We start from the raw sequence: 15,321 nt of genomic DNA, 5'->3' as shown, positions 1-15,321 counted from the left end.
GGTTCAGCGCGCCCCCAGCATCGCCCGCATGTCGCGCAGCAGCGTGGCGTCGTCCGGGGCGGTGAGGCTGGTGTAGCTGCGCACGGTCTGTCCATCGCGGCCGATGAGGTATTTGTGGAAATTCCACAGCGGCGTCTTGCCGGTGCGCTGCGCCAGCTCGGCGTAGAGCGGGTGGACCTTGGCGCCCTTGACCACCACCTTGGTGAACATCGGGAACTTCACCGCGAACTGGTTTTCGCAGAACTCGGCGATCTCGGTGCTGCTGCCTGGTTCCTGGTTGCCGAAGTCGTTCGACGGGAAGCCGAGCACCACCAGCCCCTCGGCGCGGTACCGCTCGTACAGCGCCTCCAGTCCCTTGTACTGCGGCGTGAACCCGCACTGGCTGGCCGTGTTGACCACCAGCACCACCTTGCCGGCGTACTGGCACAGCGACTGCGGCTGCTCGTCCTGCAGGCGCGGCACCGTGCGGTCCAGCAGCGCGGGGCAGGTCGCCGCCTGCGCCGACCCCAGCAACACACCCCACCCCATCAACAGTCCGACAAGCGATGACTTGGACATGATTTGTCTTGGTCAAATAGTGGATACCGGCTTATATTAGGCCGACACATCGGATTTAACAAGCTTTTGTCCAAGACACATGAAGATCACAAGGTGGACACTGACGGAGGCTGTCGAAGCCGCCGTTTCGGTGTAAGGCACACTCGGAGACCCTGATGAGCGCCCGCGCACCCACTGCACCGCCCATGCTGACCATCGCCGCCGTTGAACGCGACACCCGCATCGGCAAGGACACCTTGCGCGTGTGGGAGCGCCGCTATGGCTTCCCGCTGCCGCTGCGCGACAGCAACGGCGAGCGGCTGTACCCACCCGAGCAGGTCGAGCGGCTGCGCCACATCAAGCGCCTGCTGGACGCGGGCTGGCGGCCGGGGCGCGTGGTCGGGCTGCCGCTGGAAGACCTGCAGTCCATCGGCGGACTCACCCGCCCATCGGCCACCGCCAGTGCCGGGCTGGCCGACGCCATGCGCGACGAGACCGCGCTCAGCGCCGAACCCCAGGCGCTTTACGCCCTGCTGCGTGCCCACGACGTCGTGGGGCTGCGCCGGACGCTGATGCAATCGCTGCTGCGGCGCGGGCTGGGGCATTTCGTCGGCGAGGTGGTGGTGCCACTGCTGGTCGAGATCGGGCAGGCATGGTCGCGCGGACAGCTCGCCATCTTCGAGGAGCACCTGTGCAGCGAGGCGATCGAGACCGTGCTGCGCTCGGCCATCGGGTCTGCCCCCGAAGCCACGGCCGACGGCGTGCCACGCGTGCTGCTGACCACCTTTCCCGACGAGCAGCACGGTCTCGCGCTGCTGATGGCCGAGGCGCTGTTCACCGTCGAGGGCTGCGCCTGCATGAACCTGGGCCGCCAGACGCCGCTGCAGGACATGGTGCTGGCCGCACGCGCGCACCGGGCGCAGGTGGTGGCACTGAGTTTCTCGTCGCTCAGTCCGACCGGGCCGGCGCTCGACCACCTGGCCGATCTGCGGGCGCGGCTGCCCGACACGGTCGAGATCTGGGCGGGCACGCCGCAACCGGCGATGCTGCGGCGCGGGGTGCCGGGGGTGGTGATGCTGGACGCGCTGGGGCAGGTGCGGCGGGAAGTCGGGCGCTGGCGGCTCGGGCAGGCTGCGACGGGCACGGGCGCGAGCCCAAGCATTGGTGAAGCGCCACAGACCCGGTGATTACAGCTTGTGCAATTCGGGGCGGATGCGGCACAGTCGCTTCTTTCATTTGCAGCCTCACCGCCTACCGCCATGCGCAATGTTCCGATGATCCCCCGCGCGTTGGTGCCGGCCCTCGCGCTCACCCTCGCACTGGCCGCTGCCAGCAGCCAGGCCGCGCCCGTCGCCCAAGGCAGCTTCCGCGACGACCTCACCACGATCGACCCCGCCCGCTGGATGCGTGCCGACGGCTGGACCAACGGCACCCCCTTCAACAGTGCCTGGAAAGCCGACCACATCACCACCAGCACCAGCCTGCTGTCGCTGCGGCTGGACAACGTCGTCGCGCTGGGCAAGCCCTACAGCTCGGGCCAGTACCAGAGCAATGGCTACCACGGCTACGGCTGCTACGAGGCGCGCATGCGGCCCGTGTCCGCATCCGGTGTGGTCAGCTCCTTCTTCACCTTCGCTGGCCCGTACGACAACGGCGGCAACGGCCTGCACAACGAGATCGACATCGAGTTCGTCGGCGCCAACACCCGGCGCCTGCAAACCAATTTCTGGGCCAACGGCGCGCCCAAGGCAGGCAATGAATACACCGTCGCGCTGCCCTTCGACGCCGCCCAGGGTCTGCACCAGTACGCCTTCAAGTGGACCTCCAAGGGCATCGAGTGGTTCGTCGATGGCGTCTCGGTCTACAAGGTGCTCGACTCGGCGGGCAAGCCCACGCCCAAGGCCAGCGACTCGCTGCAGAAGATCATGGTCAACCTCTGGCCGGTCGATGCCACGGCGGCGGGCTGGGCGGGTGCTTTCAGCTATCCCGGCACGCCGCTGTCGTCCACCTACGACTGGGTGCGCTACACGGCCGGCGAGACCTGCGCGGTCAGCCTGCCCGCCGCCGGTTCCACCGCGGCCGATGTCCATGTGCAGGGCATCGAGCTGACGCTGAACGCCGCCAAGACCCAGGCGACAGCGCGCGTGCTGGTCCACAACGGGCTGGGCAATCCGGTGCAGAGCGCGGCCGTGACCGGCACCTGGACGGGGGCGATCACCGGCACCGTCAAGGGCCTGACCGACGCCAGCGGCAACGTGGGCATCCCTTCGGCGCTTTCGACCAAGACCGGCTCTGCACAGTTCTGTGTCTCGGGCGTGGTCGCAGCGGGTCTGGGCTATGTGAGCACGGCGAACGCGGCCGCCTGCGTGGTGATCACGAAATAGGCGGCTGCGGCGAAGCCGGCGTGGCCAGGGTCGGAGGCACGTCCTCCGGCTCGATCTGCAGCGCCTCCAGAAACCGCGACACCATGTTGTACGCCGCCACCGTGGCGGTGAGTTCGACCACTTCGCGGTCGCTGAAACGGCCCCGCACCGCGTCGAACACCGCCGCCGGCACCTGCACCTGCAAGGTCATCGCCTGCGCGTAGGCCAGCACATCCCGCTCGCACGGCGTGTACAGCGTCGAATCGACCCAGCCGGGCAGCGCGTCGAGCTTCTCCTGCGGCACCCCTTCCGCCAGGGCCACCGGCGCGTGCTGCAGAAACTCGTAAGGCGCCCGGTTCAGCACCGCCACCAGCAGGATCACCAGCTCGCGCAGACCGCCGTCCAGCAAGCCGCCCGTGCGGATCGCGCCGAGGTAGGCGTTCCAGCCGCGGGCGACCGGGGCGCTGTGCAGCAGTTGACGGTCCAGGTGGAGCAGCGTGCCGCCGCGGCGCGCCTGCACGGCGTGGACGAGGTCGGCATCGACGCCGGGCGTGTCGGCATCGACAAAAGGAAGACGGGCCATGTCGCTGAACTCCCTTATTCCGCCACCGCGCCGGATTCCTTGACGATCCGCCCGAGCCGCACCGATTCGGTCAGCACCAGACTGCCGAACCGCTCGGGAGTCCCGCCGATGATGGGCGAGCCGATCTCTGCCCACCGCTGCTTCATCGCTGGTTCGGCAAACATCGCGTTCAGGGCTTCGTTGAGCTGTTTGATGATGGGCGCGGGCGTTCCGGCGGCGACCGCGATGCCGTGCCAGGCGGAGAAGTCGATGGGGATGCCCAGCTCGGCCATGGTCGGCACCTTGGGCAGGGCGGGGCTGCGCTGGGGGGTGGTCACGGCGATGGGGATGAGCTTGCCGGCCTGCAGGTGCTGGACCGAGCTGGCGAGGATGTCGAACATCACCGGCACCTGCCCGCCGAGCACGTCGTTGAGCGCCGGCCCGGCGCCCTTGTACGGCACATGCTGCATCTTCACGCCCGCGTGCTTGTTGAAGATCTCGCCGGCCAGGTGCTGCGGCGTGCCGTTGCCGGCCGAGGCGAAATTGAAGGCGGTCGGCTGTGCCTTGATCGCGGCGAGGAACTCCTTCATCGTGCGCGCCGGGAAGGCCGGGTTCACCTCCAGCACCAGCGGGAACGCCGAAATCTGGATCACGGGCGCGAGATCCTTGATCGGGTTGTAGGGCAGCGACTTGTAGAGCGTCTGGTTGACCGACATCGGCCCGCTGGCGGCGAGCAGCAGCGTGTGGCCATCGGGGGCGGACTTGGCGACGTTGTCGGTGCCGAGGTTGCCGCCCGCCCCGGCGCGGTTCTCGACGATGACCGGCACGCCCAGGCGCTGCTGCAGGCCCGGCGCGAGCAGGCGCGCCATCAGGTCGGTCGGGCCGCCCGGCGGGTAAGGGACGATGAACTTGATCGGCTTGCCCGGCGTGGGGTAGGGATCGGCGGCCTGGGCCGTCAGGGGCAGGGGGGCAACCAGCGCCAGCACACAGGCGGCCAACAAGAAACGGCGGGACATGGGCAACTCTCCGGGTGAGCAACGCGCAACAGGGCAGGGCAGGACGCGCGGGGTGGATTCTGGGGCTGTTGTGCCGCACGGAAGGGCAGCGGGCCTTCTGTTTCACCCACCATACTGCGCACCCGGTGCGGTCTTCTCGCCGCAACGTCTCACAGGGTGCCTGCTTTGCCGATTGCTGTTCGCCACACAACCCGCGCCATGCGGCTCGCTGCCCTCATCGCCAGCCTCACCCTCTCCCCCGCGTTCGCCCAGGACAGCGGCGGCCCGCTGGGCATCGACCACTACCGCCCCCGCAGCGACACCGGCCTGCTCTCGCGACCCAACCAGAAGCGGCTGGATGCGGTGCTCATCGCCGGCACGCTCGGCACCGCGCTGTGGGAAGGCACCGACAGCCGCACGGGCCGCCTGGGCTGGCAATCGCTCGACGCCATGCTCACCACCATGGCGACCACCGAGGTGCTGAAGAACACCTTCTCCCGGACCCGCCCGGCGCAGAACCCCGACCCGAATGTCTGGTTTGCCGGCTCGGGCCACAAGAGTTTTCCCAGCGGCGAGACAGCGATGGTGGCCGCGTTCGTGACGCCGTGGATCCTCGAACTGCACGAGGAGCATCCAGCGGCGTGGGGGCTGGCCGCGTTGCCGCTGTACATGGGGGCGGCGCGCATGGCCTCGCAGGGGCACTGGCTCAGCGACGTGCTTGTCGGCGCGGGCATCGGCGCCGTCATGGGCCATCACGCCCACCAGCGCACGCAGCCGCTGGTGCTGACGCTGACGGGTGACGGGGTGTTCGTCGGGTGGAAAGCGAAATTCTGAGTTCACTCTGTGCCGGCATCTCGAAGTGCTGGTAGGTCAGCACGGCGAGACACAGCGTGAACCCCATGAAGGCCAGAAAAAACAGTGGATTTCCAGCAGGAACAGGTTGCCCGATGTAAAAGCAGACCAACGCCGTCGATAACTGGATCGGAAAATGAACCAAGTAGCTCGAATACGTCACATTGCCCAACATGAGGACCGTTTTCTGAAGGCGATTCGGCACCTTGAAGAACTCGGCCATGTAATACAGCAGGGCCGGCGTGTACAGCAGGATGAACAGATGCTTGATGTATTTTGAATCGCCCAATCCGGTCGTCATCGCAAGGACAGGAGCGGCAACCAGAAACGTCAGCAGCATGATTTTCAGCAGTGTCTGGTGTGCCTTGGCGAAAACAGACCGGCTCCCTGTCGCCGTGAGTCCCCCGAGGTAGAACGAGGCCATGCAGCCGAACACAGGGTGCGCCACCTTCGCCACCACGGCCGCACCACCGACGGCCACCAGCACCACGCTGACCAGCGGCGATGGTCCGAAGCACCTCACCGTCAGGAAAAACAACAGGTAGACCAGGATCTCCAGCGAGATCGACCAGATGGGTCCGTTGAAGCTGTAGCCCTTCTGAAACCCCCAGTCACTGGCCATGAACAACTGCAAGACAAAGTGATACAGGTCATTGTCCGGGTAGACAAAATAGCTTTGGTGGGTGTTGAAATAAATGCCTTGCATTGCCCACACCAGCAGCAATGTCACCAAATGCAGGGGATAAAGACGCGAAAACCGGAACAGAAGGAATTTTCGGAAATCAAGTGTTCTTTCGTGAATCGACTGTCCGTATTTCCAGAAGAAAATGTACCCGCTGACGCACCAGAATACCTGCACGCCGCTGAACCCATACGCATAGAAAAGTCGGAGTACCGCATAGAACGGCTGGTCCTGCCGGACAAAGCCGACCGGCAGGTCGGCAACATAATAAAAATGCTGGTAATGCCAGACCAGAACAGCGATGGCGGAGATGAACCGGATGAGTTCCAGCCCGGACAGCTTGCTGGCGTTGTCCGCTGGCGCAGCCGGTCGGTGAGACCCCGTTGGTCGGCGCGGCGGAGAGGACGCTGTCGTTGAAATGAACATGGATTAAATTGTTACCATTTGAATCGAAGGTAACAATTGCAATCGCATCCGTCAATCCACCAACAGGGGGTGTGGTGGCAGGCACTGCGGCTTCCGCGCACGCACGTCCACCGCCTTTCGGGCTGCTACCATGCCCTCCGGCTGCCCAGCAGCCAACGTCGCTCGGACGGTTCCGGGCGCTCACGTGAAAGCCACTGCCAAATGTCTTCCAGCTCCTCCTCGGGCAAGCGCCGCTTTGCGCGCATCGATCGCCTTCCCCCCTACGTCTTCAACATCACGGCCGAGCTGAAGCTCGCTGCCCGCCGCCGTGGCGAGGACATCATCGACCTCAGCATGGGCAACCCCGACGGCGCCACCCCCGCGCACATCGTCGCCAAGCTCACCGAGGTCGCCCAGCGCCCCGACACCCACGGCTACTCGGCCAGCAAGGGCATCCCGCGCCTGCGCCGGGCCATCAGCCACTGGTACAAGGACCGCTACGCCGTGGACATCGACCCGGACAGCGAAGCCATCGTCACCATCGGTTCCAAGGAGGGCTTGGCGCACCTGATGCTCGCCACGCTCGACCGCGGTGACACCGTGCTCGTGCCGGACCCGAGCTACCCGATCCACATCTACGGCGCGGTGATCGCGGGCGCAGACATCCGCTCGGTGCCGAACGTGCCCGGCGTGGACTTCTTTGCCGAGCTGGAAAAGGCCATCCGCGGCAGCTACCCCAAGCCGAAGATGATGGTGCTCGGCTTCCCGAGCAACCCGACGGCGCAGTGTGTCGAGCTGGAGTTCTTCGAGCGCGTCATCGCGCTGGCCAAGAAGCACGAGATCCTCGTCGTGCATGACCTCGCCTACGCCGACATCTGCTTCGACGGCTGGAAGGCGCCGTCGATCCTGCAGGTGCCGGGCGCCAAGGACATCGCGGTCGAGTTCTTCACGCTGAGCAAGAGCTACAACATGGCCGGCTGGCGCATCGGCTTCATGGTCGGCAATCCGGACCTCGTCGCCGCGCTGGCGCGCATCAAGAGCTACCACGACTACGGCACCTTCACGCCGCTGCAGGTCGCTGCCATCGCCGCGCTGGAGGGCGATCAGCAGTGCGTGAAGGACATCGCCGCGACCTACCAGAAGCGCCGGGACGTGCTGGTGAAGGGCCTGCGCGAGATCGGCTGGGACGTGGAGTGCCCGAAGGCGTCGATGTACATCTGGGCGAAGATTCCGGAGCGGTATGCGGCGATGGGGTCGCTCGAATTCGCCAAGCGGCTGCTGGAGAAGGCCAAGGTCTGCGTGTCGCCGGGCATTGGCTTCGGCGACCACGGCGATGACCATGTGCGGTTCGCGCTGATCGAGAACGAGGGGCGGATCCGGCAGGCGGTGCGGGGGATCAAGGCCATGTTCAAGGCCGATGGCCTGAGCGACTGACCCTCACGCCAACAGCACATCCATCCCCAGCGCCCGCAAAGGCGCCAACACCCCCTCCGGCGTGTCGGCGGCGACCACCAGCGTCGCCACCTCCGCCGCTGGCGCGATGACGTACGCCGACGCGGCCCCGAGCTTCTCCGGCGACGCCATCACCACGGTCTCGGCTGCACGTTCGTGCAAGGCGCGCTTGATCGCCGCCTCCTCGAAATCCCCCGTGCTCAGCCCCGCCTCGGCGTGGATGCCGGTGACGCCCATGAAGTAGAGGTCGGCGCGGAGGTGGCGCACGGCCTCGATCGTGGTCGCGCCGACCGTGACCATCGAGTGCTTGAACAGCCGGCCGCCGAGCAGGATCACCTCGATGTGCGGATGGTCGCCGCGCTCGCCGAGTTCGACCGCGATGGTCGGGCTGTGCGTGACGACCGTGGCGCGCAGCTCGGGCAGGAGGGCACGGGCCAGCGCCGTCGTGGTCGTGCCGCCGTCGAGCAAGACCACCTGCCCCGGCTGGATCAGCGCCGCCGCCCGCCGCGCCAGCGCCTGTTTCGCATCCGGCGCCACCTGCCGGCGCACCGCCATGTCGCCGATCGCCGCCGACGCCGGCAACGCTCCGCCATGCACCCGCTGCAGCCGCCCCTCGCGTGCGAGTTCGCGCAGGTCGCGGCGGATGGTGTCCTCGGAAATCTGCAGTTCTTCGCTCAGCGCCTTGGCGATGACCTGGCCGTCGCGGGCGAGGCGCTGGAGGATGAGTTGCTGGCGCTGGCGGGTGAGGAGGGTCGTGGACATGGGGCAAGGATCATAGTAGATTGCACGAACATCAACATTTATGCACGAGGCTGCACGATGTCAGACACCCCGACCACCGACCGCACGCTGCTGATCCTGATCGCCGGCCCCTACCTCTCCGGCACCGACGGCGACCCGCAGCGCATCGCCGCGAACATGGCCCGAATGGAAGCCACGGCGCTGCCCCTCTACGCGCGCGGGCACCTGGCGATGATCGGCGAGTGGGTCGCACTGCCGATCATCCACGCAGCAGGTGGACAGGAACACGGCGACGCGGTGTTCCACCAGTACCAATACCCGGTGGCCGAGCGGCTGCTGTCGCGCTGCGATGCGGTGCTGCGGATTCCCGGCGCATCGCGTGGGGCGGACCAGGACGTGGCCCGCGCCCGTGCGCGCGGCCTGCCGGTCTACGAGCGCATCGAGGACGTGCCGCTCAAGGTCTGACCGCGGGCACCACGTCGGCGGCGCACTGCGCGATCAGTTCGTAGGAGCGCAGCCGCGCCGCGTGGTCGTGCGTGGCCCCGGCGATGATGAGTTCGTCCGCACCGGTGCGTTCGACCAAGGCCCGCAGACCGTCCGTCACCGTCGCTGGCGAGCCGACCACCGCCACCGCCAGCATCCGCTCGACCTGCCGCCGCTCGACCGGACTCCACAGCGCGTCCATGTTATCCACAGGTGGCGGCAACGGCCCGCGCTGGCCGCGCACCATGCCGAGGAAGCGTTGCTGCAGCGATGTGAATAACTTTTGCGCGTCCGCATCGGTATCGGCCGCGATCACGTTGGTGCCAACCATCGCGTAAGGCTGTGGATAACTCGCTGACGGCCGGTAGGTGCTGCGGTAGACATCGAGCGCCTGCATCAGCATGTCCGGCGCGAAATGCGAGGCAAAGGCGAACGGTCGGCCCAGATAGGCGGCCAGTTGCGCACCGTAGAGCGACGATCCGAGCAACCAGATCGGGACGTGCGTACCCGTGCCGGGGATGGCCTGCACGGTTTGCCCCGCGTCCGGCTCGCCGAGGTAACGCTGCAGCTCCACCACGTCCTGTGGAAAACTGTCCTCGTCGCTGCTGTGCAGGTGGCGGCGCATCGCCCGCGCCGTGGCCTGGTCGGTGCCGGGGGCGCGGCCGAGGCCCAGGTCGATGCGGCCAGGGTAGAGCGTGGCGAGCGTCCCGAACTGTTCGGCCACGACCAGCGGCGCGTGGTTCGGCAGCATGACCCCGCCGGAGCCGACACGGATCGTCGAAGTGCCCCCCGCGATGTGGCCGACCAGCACGGCGGTGGCAGAGCAGGCCAGCCCCGCCATGTTGTGGTGCTCGGCCAGCCAGTAGCGGCGGTAGCCCCAGCGTTCGGCGTGCTGCGCCAGGTCGAGGGCGTGGCGCAGCGCGGTCGCGGCATCACTGCCTTGGGCGATGGGGGCGAGGTCGAGGACGGAAACGGCGATCATGTGGACATCTTCGCGCAATCCGCCTTCGCCTGCTGTCCGCCATGGAACACCCCCGCCGCCCGACTTGTCCACAGTGCGCGCGCCCGCTGCGCACCTGCCTGTGCCGCTGGGTCACGCCTGTGGATAACAGGGTCGACGTGCTGATCCTGCAGCATCCGCTCGAAGTCGGGCAGGCCAAGGGCAGTGCGGTGCTGCTGCAGCGGAGTCTGGGAAACAGCCAGTTATCCACAGGCGAGCAGTTTGACGCCACCGCGCTGGAAACGCTGCTGCACGCGGGTGGCCGGACCTGCGTGCTGCTGTATCCGGATGAAGCGGGAGACGATCAGGCTGTGGATAACCTGCCGATACGCAACATCCCCACCACGGGAGAGCGGCTGCGACTGGTCGTGCTCGATGGCACCTGGCGCAAGAGCCGCAAGCTGCTGCACCTGAACCCGGCCCTGCAGCGCCTGCCGCGGCTCGCGCTGGTGGCGCCGCCGCCATCGCAATACACGATCCGCAAGGCGCACCGCCCGGACCAGTTGTCCACACTCGAAGCCACCTGCCTCGCGCTGGCGCAGCTTGAACAGGCCCCTGCCCGCTACGCCCCGCTGCTGACCGCGTTCAGCGCGTTCATCGGCCACCTCGCGGCCACGGCCGAGACCGCAGAGGCCGCGTCAGCCGACAGTGGCGAGCGCGGCGACGAGGTCTGAGAACAGCGGACGGTCCGCCACCTGCGGTTGCAGGCAGGCATCGCGCACGCCAGCGAGCAATGTGCAGCGGGGATCGGTCAAGTTATCCACAGCCTCCAGCAACTCTTCCAGCAGACACCCGAAGGCGCGTACCTCCAGCCGCTGCAACGCCTCGGCCGTGCTGCGGTCCTCCGGGTCGAAGAACGACGCTGCGCCGAAGTCGCTGAGCAAGACACGGTCCACGCCATTCCACAGGAGGTTGTGGCCGTAGAGGTCGCCATGCACCAGGCCGCGGGCGTGCAGATGCGCCACTGCATCCGCCACTGACCGGACAATGATCAACAGCTTGTCCACAGGCATGGAAAAGCCGTCCGGATAGACATCCCGGCTGCACGATGCGAAGCTCGGTGGCCCCGCCAGCGGCTGGAACGAGGGGTCGAGCAGCGGCAGCACCAGGCCGGGTGTGGCGCTGCGGGTCGGGCTGTGGATAACACCTTCCACACCCACCAGCCCTGGGTGTCCCGCTGCAGCCAGGGTGGCCGCCATCTCGCTGTCCGGCAGGCCATCGCTGGTCATGGCACCCTTGAACAACTTCACCGCCACGGCTGTGGGTAACTGCCCATCGCGGTGCCAATCCGCCTTGTGGATAACCCCGGATGCACCTTCACCGAGAACGCTGTTCAGACGCAGATGTTCCCAGGGAATCTGTGGAATGCGGGAGCGATTTCCGCGCGCAGCCAGCCTGTGGAAAACCGGGTTCCCGCCCACCGCCAGCCACGCCAGTCTGGGCAGCGACAACAGCCAGTCCGGCAGCGTCTGCAACTGGTTCGCCGCCAGCCGCAGCAGGGCAAGTTGTCCACAGGCAGACAGGTCCGGCAGGTGCGCCAGGCGGTTGCCGGCGAGCATCAGTTTCTCCAGCCGCGGGCACGCACCGAGGCTGTCCGGCAGGGTCTCGACCGCGTTGTCGGTGAGGATCAGCCAGCGCAGCCGCGGGGGCAGCGACTCGGCCGGAACATGGGCAATCCGGTTCGCCTTGAAGCCCGCCATCTCCAGTTGTCCACAGCTTCCTAACACCCCTGGGAGCGTCGTGAAGGCATTGTCCGAACAGAAGACCACGCGCAGCCGGTGCAGCCGCGGCAGGTCGTCGGGCAATGTGGACAACTGGTTGCCCGAGAGGTTCAGGACTTCGAGCGTGTCGGCCAGCTCGAAGACTTCGCGGGGCAGCTCAGTGAGTCCGCAAGCGAGGTCGAGGCGGCGCGCGCCCGCGAGGTCGCCACGGCGCAGGGCGTTCAGGTCGTGCATGGCTCAGCGCAACAGCGGCCGGGACGCGACACGGCGCTCGATCTCGGCCTTCATGCGCTCGTAGGCCGGTGCGCCGATCTCGCCATAGGTGGCCTTGAATTCGGCCTCGCTCAGGAACTCGGGCAAGTCGGCCACGCCGGGCATGAAATCCTCGTCGGTCACGCCCTTGGCCAGCTCGGCCTGCAGGTGCCTGGCGCTGTGGGTGGCGATCTGGCCGAAGCGGGTGCCAGCACGGTCGGCGGCGATGTCGTTGAAGCTGAAGCCGCTGCCGCCGCGCGAGTCGGAGATTTCCTTGTACAGCCCGATCGCGTCGGCCAGCCGCCCGCCGCCTTCGGCCGCCAGCACCGCCGAGATGAGGAAATGCATCGAAAAGTCCTCCCGTCCGCGCAGCAGCACGGGGTGCGGCACCGGGTGCGCCCACTGCTTGGCGTCCTGCACGAAGCGCGACGGGCTTTGGCCGGTCGCGTAGAGCGCCAGCGCGATCAGGGCGGCGCGGTTTTCCTGGGCGGCGACTTCGTCGGTGCTGCCGGCAGCGTCGGTGCGTTGCCGCGCCAGCTCGAACATCGGTGGCAACAGCGCAGCCAGCGGCACCGTGTCCTGCGCCTTGCGCACCAGCGGCACGAGCCGATCGACATAGGCCCGCAGCCGCTGCTGGTCCCCCGGCGGCAGCATCACGGTGCGCAGCCCCTCCGGGCGCCAGACGTAGTCCAGCACGATCTCGGCCGGCTGCAGCGTCACCCGCTGCACCATGCCCATCACCGTCTGCACCTGCTCGGTGGCGCCGTAGTGGGCCGCCACCTGCACCAGCAGCCAGCGCGCCAACCCCGCCGGCACCGGCACGCGGCCGATCTGCAGCCGCTCCAGTTCGGGCCAGCCGGCGGTCTGGCGGACTTGCGCCTCGACGTTCAGCCAGTGGCCAAAGGGACTGCGCGGCCATTGCACGCTCAACTGCACCCGCGCGGACTGGTCGGCCAGCACCACGCGGCCGGCGCCATGCAGCAAGCGCCGGCTGGCGTCGTGGAGGACCAGGTCCAGGTCGTGGCCGTCGGCATGGAAGGTCCGGATCACCTCGCCTTCCTGCGGGTGCTTGCGTGGATCGGCGGCGCTGACCAGATCCCGCACGCGGGCCACGTCGGTGGCGGTCATGGCCGAGTCGCGATCAACCAGCGGACGGTCATTCAGCGCCAGCCAGACGACCAGAACGGCCGACAGCGCAAGGGCCGCCACGGCGAGCAGCAGCAGCTTGAGGACAGTTTTCATGATGCGGCGCATCTTAGACGCCCGACCGACCCCGCCCCGCCACCGCAGCACCGGCAGGCGCGCCATACCGGCTACAGTCCCGGCAATTTCCAGGACTTCGCATCACGGTCTGCACGACCCTTTCCCATGGCGTCTACTTCCTCTCCCCGCAAGACCCCTTCTGCCCGCACGCGTGCGGCTGCCCGCCCGGTGGCGCCCGATCTCGTCGAAGCCGCGGTGGTGGTGCCGCCAGACGTGGTCGCCGAGCCTGCACCCACGGTCCCCGCGGCCACCGCACCGGCACGCAAACGGGCACCCCGCAAGCCCAAACCCGCCGAAGTGGTCCCGGAGGTGCCGGAAGTGACCGTGCTGGCCGACACCGAGGTTGACACCGCGGCCGTCCCCGCCAAGAAGCCCAGCCGACGCGCACCGGCACGCAAGAAAGCAGCGCCAGCCGAACCTCTTCCCATGCCGGCACCGGTGGAGGAGCCAGCCCCTGTGCCACTGCCCGAACCCGAACCCGAGCCTGAACCCGCAGCCGAACCCGTGGTCGAAGCACCGCCGCTGCCACCGCCAGACCTGCGCCCGCTGCACAGCACCGTGGCGCTGCTGCGGGGGGTGCGCCACCAGTTGCAGTGGACGCCCGGTCGCGCGTGTCCCGCCGCGCTGGAGACCGCCGCACACGCCCTGGGCCACCCCACCGACGCCGCCCCGCTGGTCAACGACCTGGCCCTGACGGAGCTGGTGCGGCTGGCCCGCGAGTGCCGCCACCCGCTGCAGGTCGAGGCAGCGGTGTGGGACTGGCTGGCCGAGGCCCGCGACATGCGCGCCCGCGTCGAGCACCTGGAGTGCCAGCACCCGCTCGGCCCGCTCAGCCCTGGGCTGGCTGCGCTGGTCCGGCAACCGCTGCGCCCCTACCAGGCCGAAGCCGCGCTCTACGCCGCCTGCGCCGGCCGCAGCCTGCTGGCCGATGACGCGGGCCTGGGCAAGACGGTGCAGGCCATCGCCGCGCTGTGCCTGATGGGCAAGAGTTTCGGGGTGGAGCGGGCGCTGGTGCTGTGTCCGCCCGAGCGGCTGGCGCACTGGCAAGCGCAGTGGCAGGCCTGGGCCGGTGCCGACACGCCGATCACTCCCGTGTTCGCCGATCTCGCCACCCTGGCGGATGCGCTCGGGCTGGAGGGCCTGCGCACGCTCGACGCCGACGTGGTCCTCATCGACGAGCCGAACGACCCCGCCGCCTCGCCGTGGTCGCAGCCCGCCCGCCTGGCGGCGCTGCAGCAGCTCGCCAGCCCGTGGGCGCTCGTGCTGGCCCGCGCGCCGCTGGACGACCGCCCGGACGCCTGGCAGGCCATGCTCGACTGGCTCGACGGTGGCCATTTCGGTGCCGTGGCGGCACTCCAGGGCGGGCACCTCGACGCGCTGGCGCCGTGGATGCTGCGCCGCACGCGCACGCTGGTGCTGCGCCAGTTGCCGGAAACGGTCGAGCAGACGGCGCGGGTCGGACTCGCGCCAGAAGCCCGAGCGCAGCACGACGCGCTGCTCGGTCAGCTCCAGCGCGGCGTGCAACGGTGGCAGCGCAGCCAGTTCATCGGCAGCCGCGACCAGCGCGCACTGGTCCGGACGCTGCACACGCTGCGCCAGTGTGGCCAGGACGGCAAGTCGGACGCCGCGCTGCTGGCCATCGACACGGCGCTGCAGTCCGCCGACACCAAGGTGGTCGTGTTCAGCCAGTGGCCCGAGGCGCTGGAGCGGCTGGGGGCCGCGCTGCAGGCTCGCGGCACCGACTTCCGCCACCTCGGCCCCGCACTGGTGGGCGACGCCCGGCGGGCACTGGTGGGCGAGTTCCAGCAGACGCCCGCGCTGCGCGTGCTGCTGTGCAGCGACGACGAGCGCGGCGGTCAGCTCGGTCTGCGCCACGCGGCCACGGCAATCGTTCACCTCGACCGTCCGTGGAACCCCGCGCTGCTGCTGCAGCGGCTCAGCCGCGTCCACCGCACCGACCGCGTGCGGCTGGTGGAGGTTCACCACCTGCTCGTGGACGACAGCATCGAGTCG

The 15,321-nt window shown here is 68.3% G+C and carries 15 protein-coding genes; 7 read left to right on the top strand and 8 right to left on the bottom strand.

Annotation, left to right across the window (positions count from 1 at the left end):
• Positions 1 to 3: 3 nt before the first annotated feature.
• Positions 4 to 558 carry a glutathione peroxidase gene (locus tag QZW52_RS08375; protein WP_293997272.1) on the bottom strand — a complete coding sequence of 185 codons (555 nt, stop codon included), beginning with the start codon at positions 556 to 558 and terminating at the stop codon, positions 4 to 6.
• 155 nt (positions 559 to 713) lie between these two features.
• Between QZW52_RS08375 and QZW52_RS08370 the strand changes: the two genes are divergently transcribed.
• Entirely contained in the window at positions 714 to 1,724 is a 1,011-nt protein-coding gene (locus QZW52_RS08370) for a MerR family transcriptional regulator (RefSeq protein WP_293997270.1), read from the top strand.
• A gap of 87 nt (positions 1,725 to 1,811) precedes the next feature.
• On the top strand, positions 1,812 to 2,921 hold the full coding sequence (locus QZW52_RS08365) for a family 16 glycosylhydrolase (protein ID WP_293997268.1): 1,110 nt from the start codon (positions 1,812 to 1,814) through the stop codon (positions 2,919 to 2,921).
• On the opposite strand, the gene QZW52_RS08360 is transcribed toward QZW52_RS08365, so the two are convergent.
• Both QZW52_RS08360 and QZW52_RS08355 read right to left on the bottom strand, forming a co-directional pair.
• Entirely contained in the window at positions 2,911 to 3,483 is a 573-nt protein-coding gene (locus tag QZW52_RS08360; protein WP_293997265.1) for a carboxymuconolactone decarboxylase family protein, read from the bottom strand. The genes QZW52_RS08365 and QZW52_RS08360 overlap by 11 nt on opposite strands.
• A gap of 14 nt (positions 3,484 to 3,497) precedes the next feature.
• A complete protein-coding gene (locus QZW52_RS08355; protein ID WP_293997262.1) occupies positions 3,498 to 4,478 on the bottom strand; it encodes a Bug family tripartite tricarboxylate transporter substrate binding protein in 981 nt (326 codons plus the stop codon).
• A 198-nt stretch (positions 4,479 to 4,676) separates the two neighbouring features.
• Between QZW52_RS08355 and QZW52_RS08350 the strand changes: the two genes are divergently transcribed.
• Positions 4,677 to 5,291: a phosphatase PAP2 family protein gene (locus QZW52_RS08350; RefSeq protein ID WP_293997260.1), complete on the top strand. Its 615-nt coding sequence runs from the start codon at positions 4,677 to 4,679 to the stop codon at positions 5,289 to 5,291.
• Here QZW52_RS08350 and QZW52_RS08345 read toward each other — a convergent pair.
• Positions 5,200 to 6,417 (bottom strand): acyltransferase family protein, encoded by a 1,218-nt coding sequence (locus QZW52_RS08345; protein WP_293997257.1) that lies wholly within the window; start codon positions 6,415 to 6,417, stop codon positions 5,200 to 5,202. The genes QZW52_RS08350 and QZW52_RS08345 overlap by 92 nt on opposite strands.
• A gap of 201 nt (positions 6,418 to 6,618) precedes the next feature.
• Between QZW52_RS08345 and alaC the strand changes: the two genes are divergently transcribed.
• A complete protein-coding gene (gene alaC / locus QZW52_RS08340) occupies positions 6,619 to 7,830 on the top strand; it encodes an alanine transaminase (protein ID WP_293997255.1) in 1,212 nt (403 codons plus the stop codon).
• A 3-nt stretch (positions 7,831 to 7,833) separates the two neighbouring features.
• On the opposite strand, the gene QZW52_RS08335 is transcribed toward alaC, so the two are convergent.
• Entirely contained in the window at positions 7,834 to 8,610 is a 777-nt protein-coding gene (locus tag QZW52_RS08335) for a DeoR/GlpR family DNA-binding transcription regulator (RefSeq protein WP_293997253.1), read from the bottom strand.
• A gap of 57 nt (positions 8,611 to 8,667) precedes the next feature.
• On the opposite strand from QZW52_RS08335, the gene QZW52_RS08330 reads away from it, so the two are divergent.
• Positions 8,668 to 9,054, top strand: coding sequence for a DUF4406 domain-containing protein (locus tag QZW52_RS08330; protein WP_293997251.1), 387 nt, complete (start codon positions 8,668 to 8,670; stop codon positions 9,052 to 9,054).
• Here the strand turns inward: QZW52_RS08330 and QZW52_RS08325 are convergent.
• Entirely contained in the window at positions 9,044 to 10,054 is a 1,011-nt protein-coding gene (locus QZW52_RS08325) for an LLM class flavin-dependent oxidoreductase (protein WP_293997248.1), read from the bottom strand. The two genes, QZW52_RS08330 and QZW52_RS08325, sit on opposite strands and share 11 nt — an antisense overlap.
• A gap of 41 nt (positions 10,055 to 10,095) precedes the next feature.
• On the opposite strand from QZW52_RS08325, the gene QZW52_RS08320 reads away from it, so the two are divergent.
• A complete protein-coding gene (locus QZW52_RS08320; protein WP_293997245.1) occupies positions 10,096 to 10,746 on the top strand; it encodes a tRNA-uridine aminocarboxypropyltransferase in 651 nt (216 codons plus the stop codon).
• Here the strand turns inward: QZW52_RS08320 and QZW52_RS08315 are convergent.
• Complete coding sequence (locus QZW52_RS08315) at positions 10,711 to 12,027, bottom strand: leucine-rich repeat-containing protein kinase family protein (RefSeq protein ID WP_293997243.1); 1,317 nt, start codon at positions 12,025 to 12,027, stop codon at positions 10,711 to 10,713. The genes QZW52_RS08320 and QZW52_RS08315 overlap by 36 nt on opposite strands.
• A gap of 3 nt (positions 12,028 to 12,030) precedes the next feature.
• Positions 12,031 to 13,287 (bottom strand): YfiM family lipoprotein, encoded by a 1,257-nt coding sequence (locus QZW52_RS08310; RefSeq protein WP_293997241.1) that lies wholly within the window; start codon positions 13,285 to 13,287, stop codon positions 12,031 to 12,033.
• Positions 13,288 to 13,413: 126 nt separating this feature from the next.
• On the opposite strand from QZW52_RS08310, the gene QZW52_RS08305 reads away from it, so the two are divergent.
• Positions 13,414 to 15,321: SNF2-related protein (locus QZW52_RS08305; protein WP_293997239.1), on the top strand; the 1,908-nt coding region annotated here is incomplete at its 3' end.

Origin of the sequence: Sphaerotilus sp. (genome assembly GCF_013299175.1) — a bacterium.
Classification (GTDB): Bacteria; Pseudomonadota; Gammaproteobacteria; order Burkholderiales; family Burkholderiaceae_C; genus Sphaerotilus.
Note: the sequence above shows the minus strand (reverse complement) of the source record. Positions and strands in the feature narration are given on the sequence as shown.

What these genes read in the sequence shown, in the direction of transcription:
- QZW52_RS08375 (WP_293997272.1), bottom strand. Translation starts at nt 558, where the DNA reads ATGTCCAAGTCATCGCTTGTCGGACTGTTGATGGGGTGGGGTGTGTTG.
- QZW52_RS08370 (WP_293997270.1), top strand. Translation starts at nt 714, where the DNA reads ATGAGCGCCCGCGCACCCACTGCACCGCCCATGCTGACCATCGCCGCC.
- QZW52_RS08365 (WP_293997268.1), top strand. Translation starts at nt 1,812, where the DNA reads ATGATCCCCCGCGCGTTGGTGCCGGCCCTCGCGCTCACCCTCGCACTG.
- QZW52_RS08360 (WP_293997265.1), bottom strand. Translation starts at nt 3,483, where the DNA reads ATGGCCCGTCTTCCTTTTGTCGATGCCGACACGCCCGGCGTCGATGCC.
- QZW52_RS08355 (WP_293997262.1), bottom strand. Translation starts at nt 4,478, where the DNA reads ATGTCCCGCCGTTTCTTGTTGGCCGCCTGTGTGCTGGCGCTGGTTGCC.
- QZW52_RS08350 (WP_293997260.1), top strand. Translation starts at nt 4,677, where the DNA reads ATGCGGCTCGCTGCCCTCATCGCCAGCCTCACCCTCTCCCCCGCGTTC.
- QZW52_RS08345 (WP_293997257.1), bottom strand. Translation starts at nt 6,417, where the DNA reads ATGTTCATTTCAACGACAGCGTCCTCTCCGCCGCGCCGACCAACGGGG.
- alaC (WP_293997255.1), top strand. Translation starts at nt 6,619, where the DNA reads ATGTCTTCCAGCTCCTCCTCGGGCAAGCGCCGCTTTGCGCGCATCGAT.
- QZW52_RS08335 (WP_293997253.1), bottom strand. Translation starts at nt 8,610, where the DNA reads ATGTCCACGACCCTCCTCACCCGCCAGCGCCAGCAACTCATCCTCCAG.
- QZW52_RS08330 (WP_293997251.1), top strand. Translation starts at nt 8,668, where the DNA reads ATGTCAGACACCCCGACCACCGACCGCACGCTGCTGATCCTGATCGCC.
- QZW52_RS08325 (WP_293997248.1), bottom strand. Translation starts at nt 10,054, where the DNA reads ATGATCGCCGTTTCCGTCCTCGACCTCGCCCCCATCGCCCAAGGCAGT.
- QZW52_RS08320 (WP_293997245.1), top strand. Translation starts at nt 10,096, where the DNA reads ATGGAACACCCCCGCCGCCCGACTTGTCCACAGTGCGCGCGCCCGCTG.
- QZW52_RS08315 (WP_293997243.1), bottom strand. Translation starts at nt 12,027, where the DNA reads ATGCACGACCTGAACGCCCTGCGCCGTGGCGACCTCGCGGGCGCGCGC.
- QZW52_RS08310 (WP_293997241.1), bottom strand. Translation starts at nt 13,287, where the DNA reads ATGAAAACTGTCCTCAAGCTGCTGCTGCTCGCCGTGGCGGCCCTTGCG.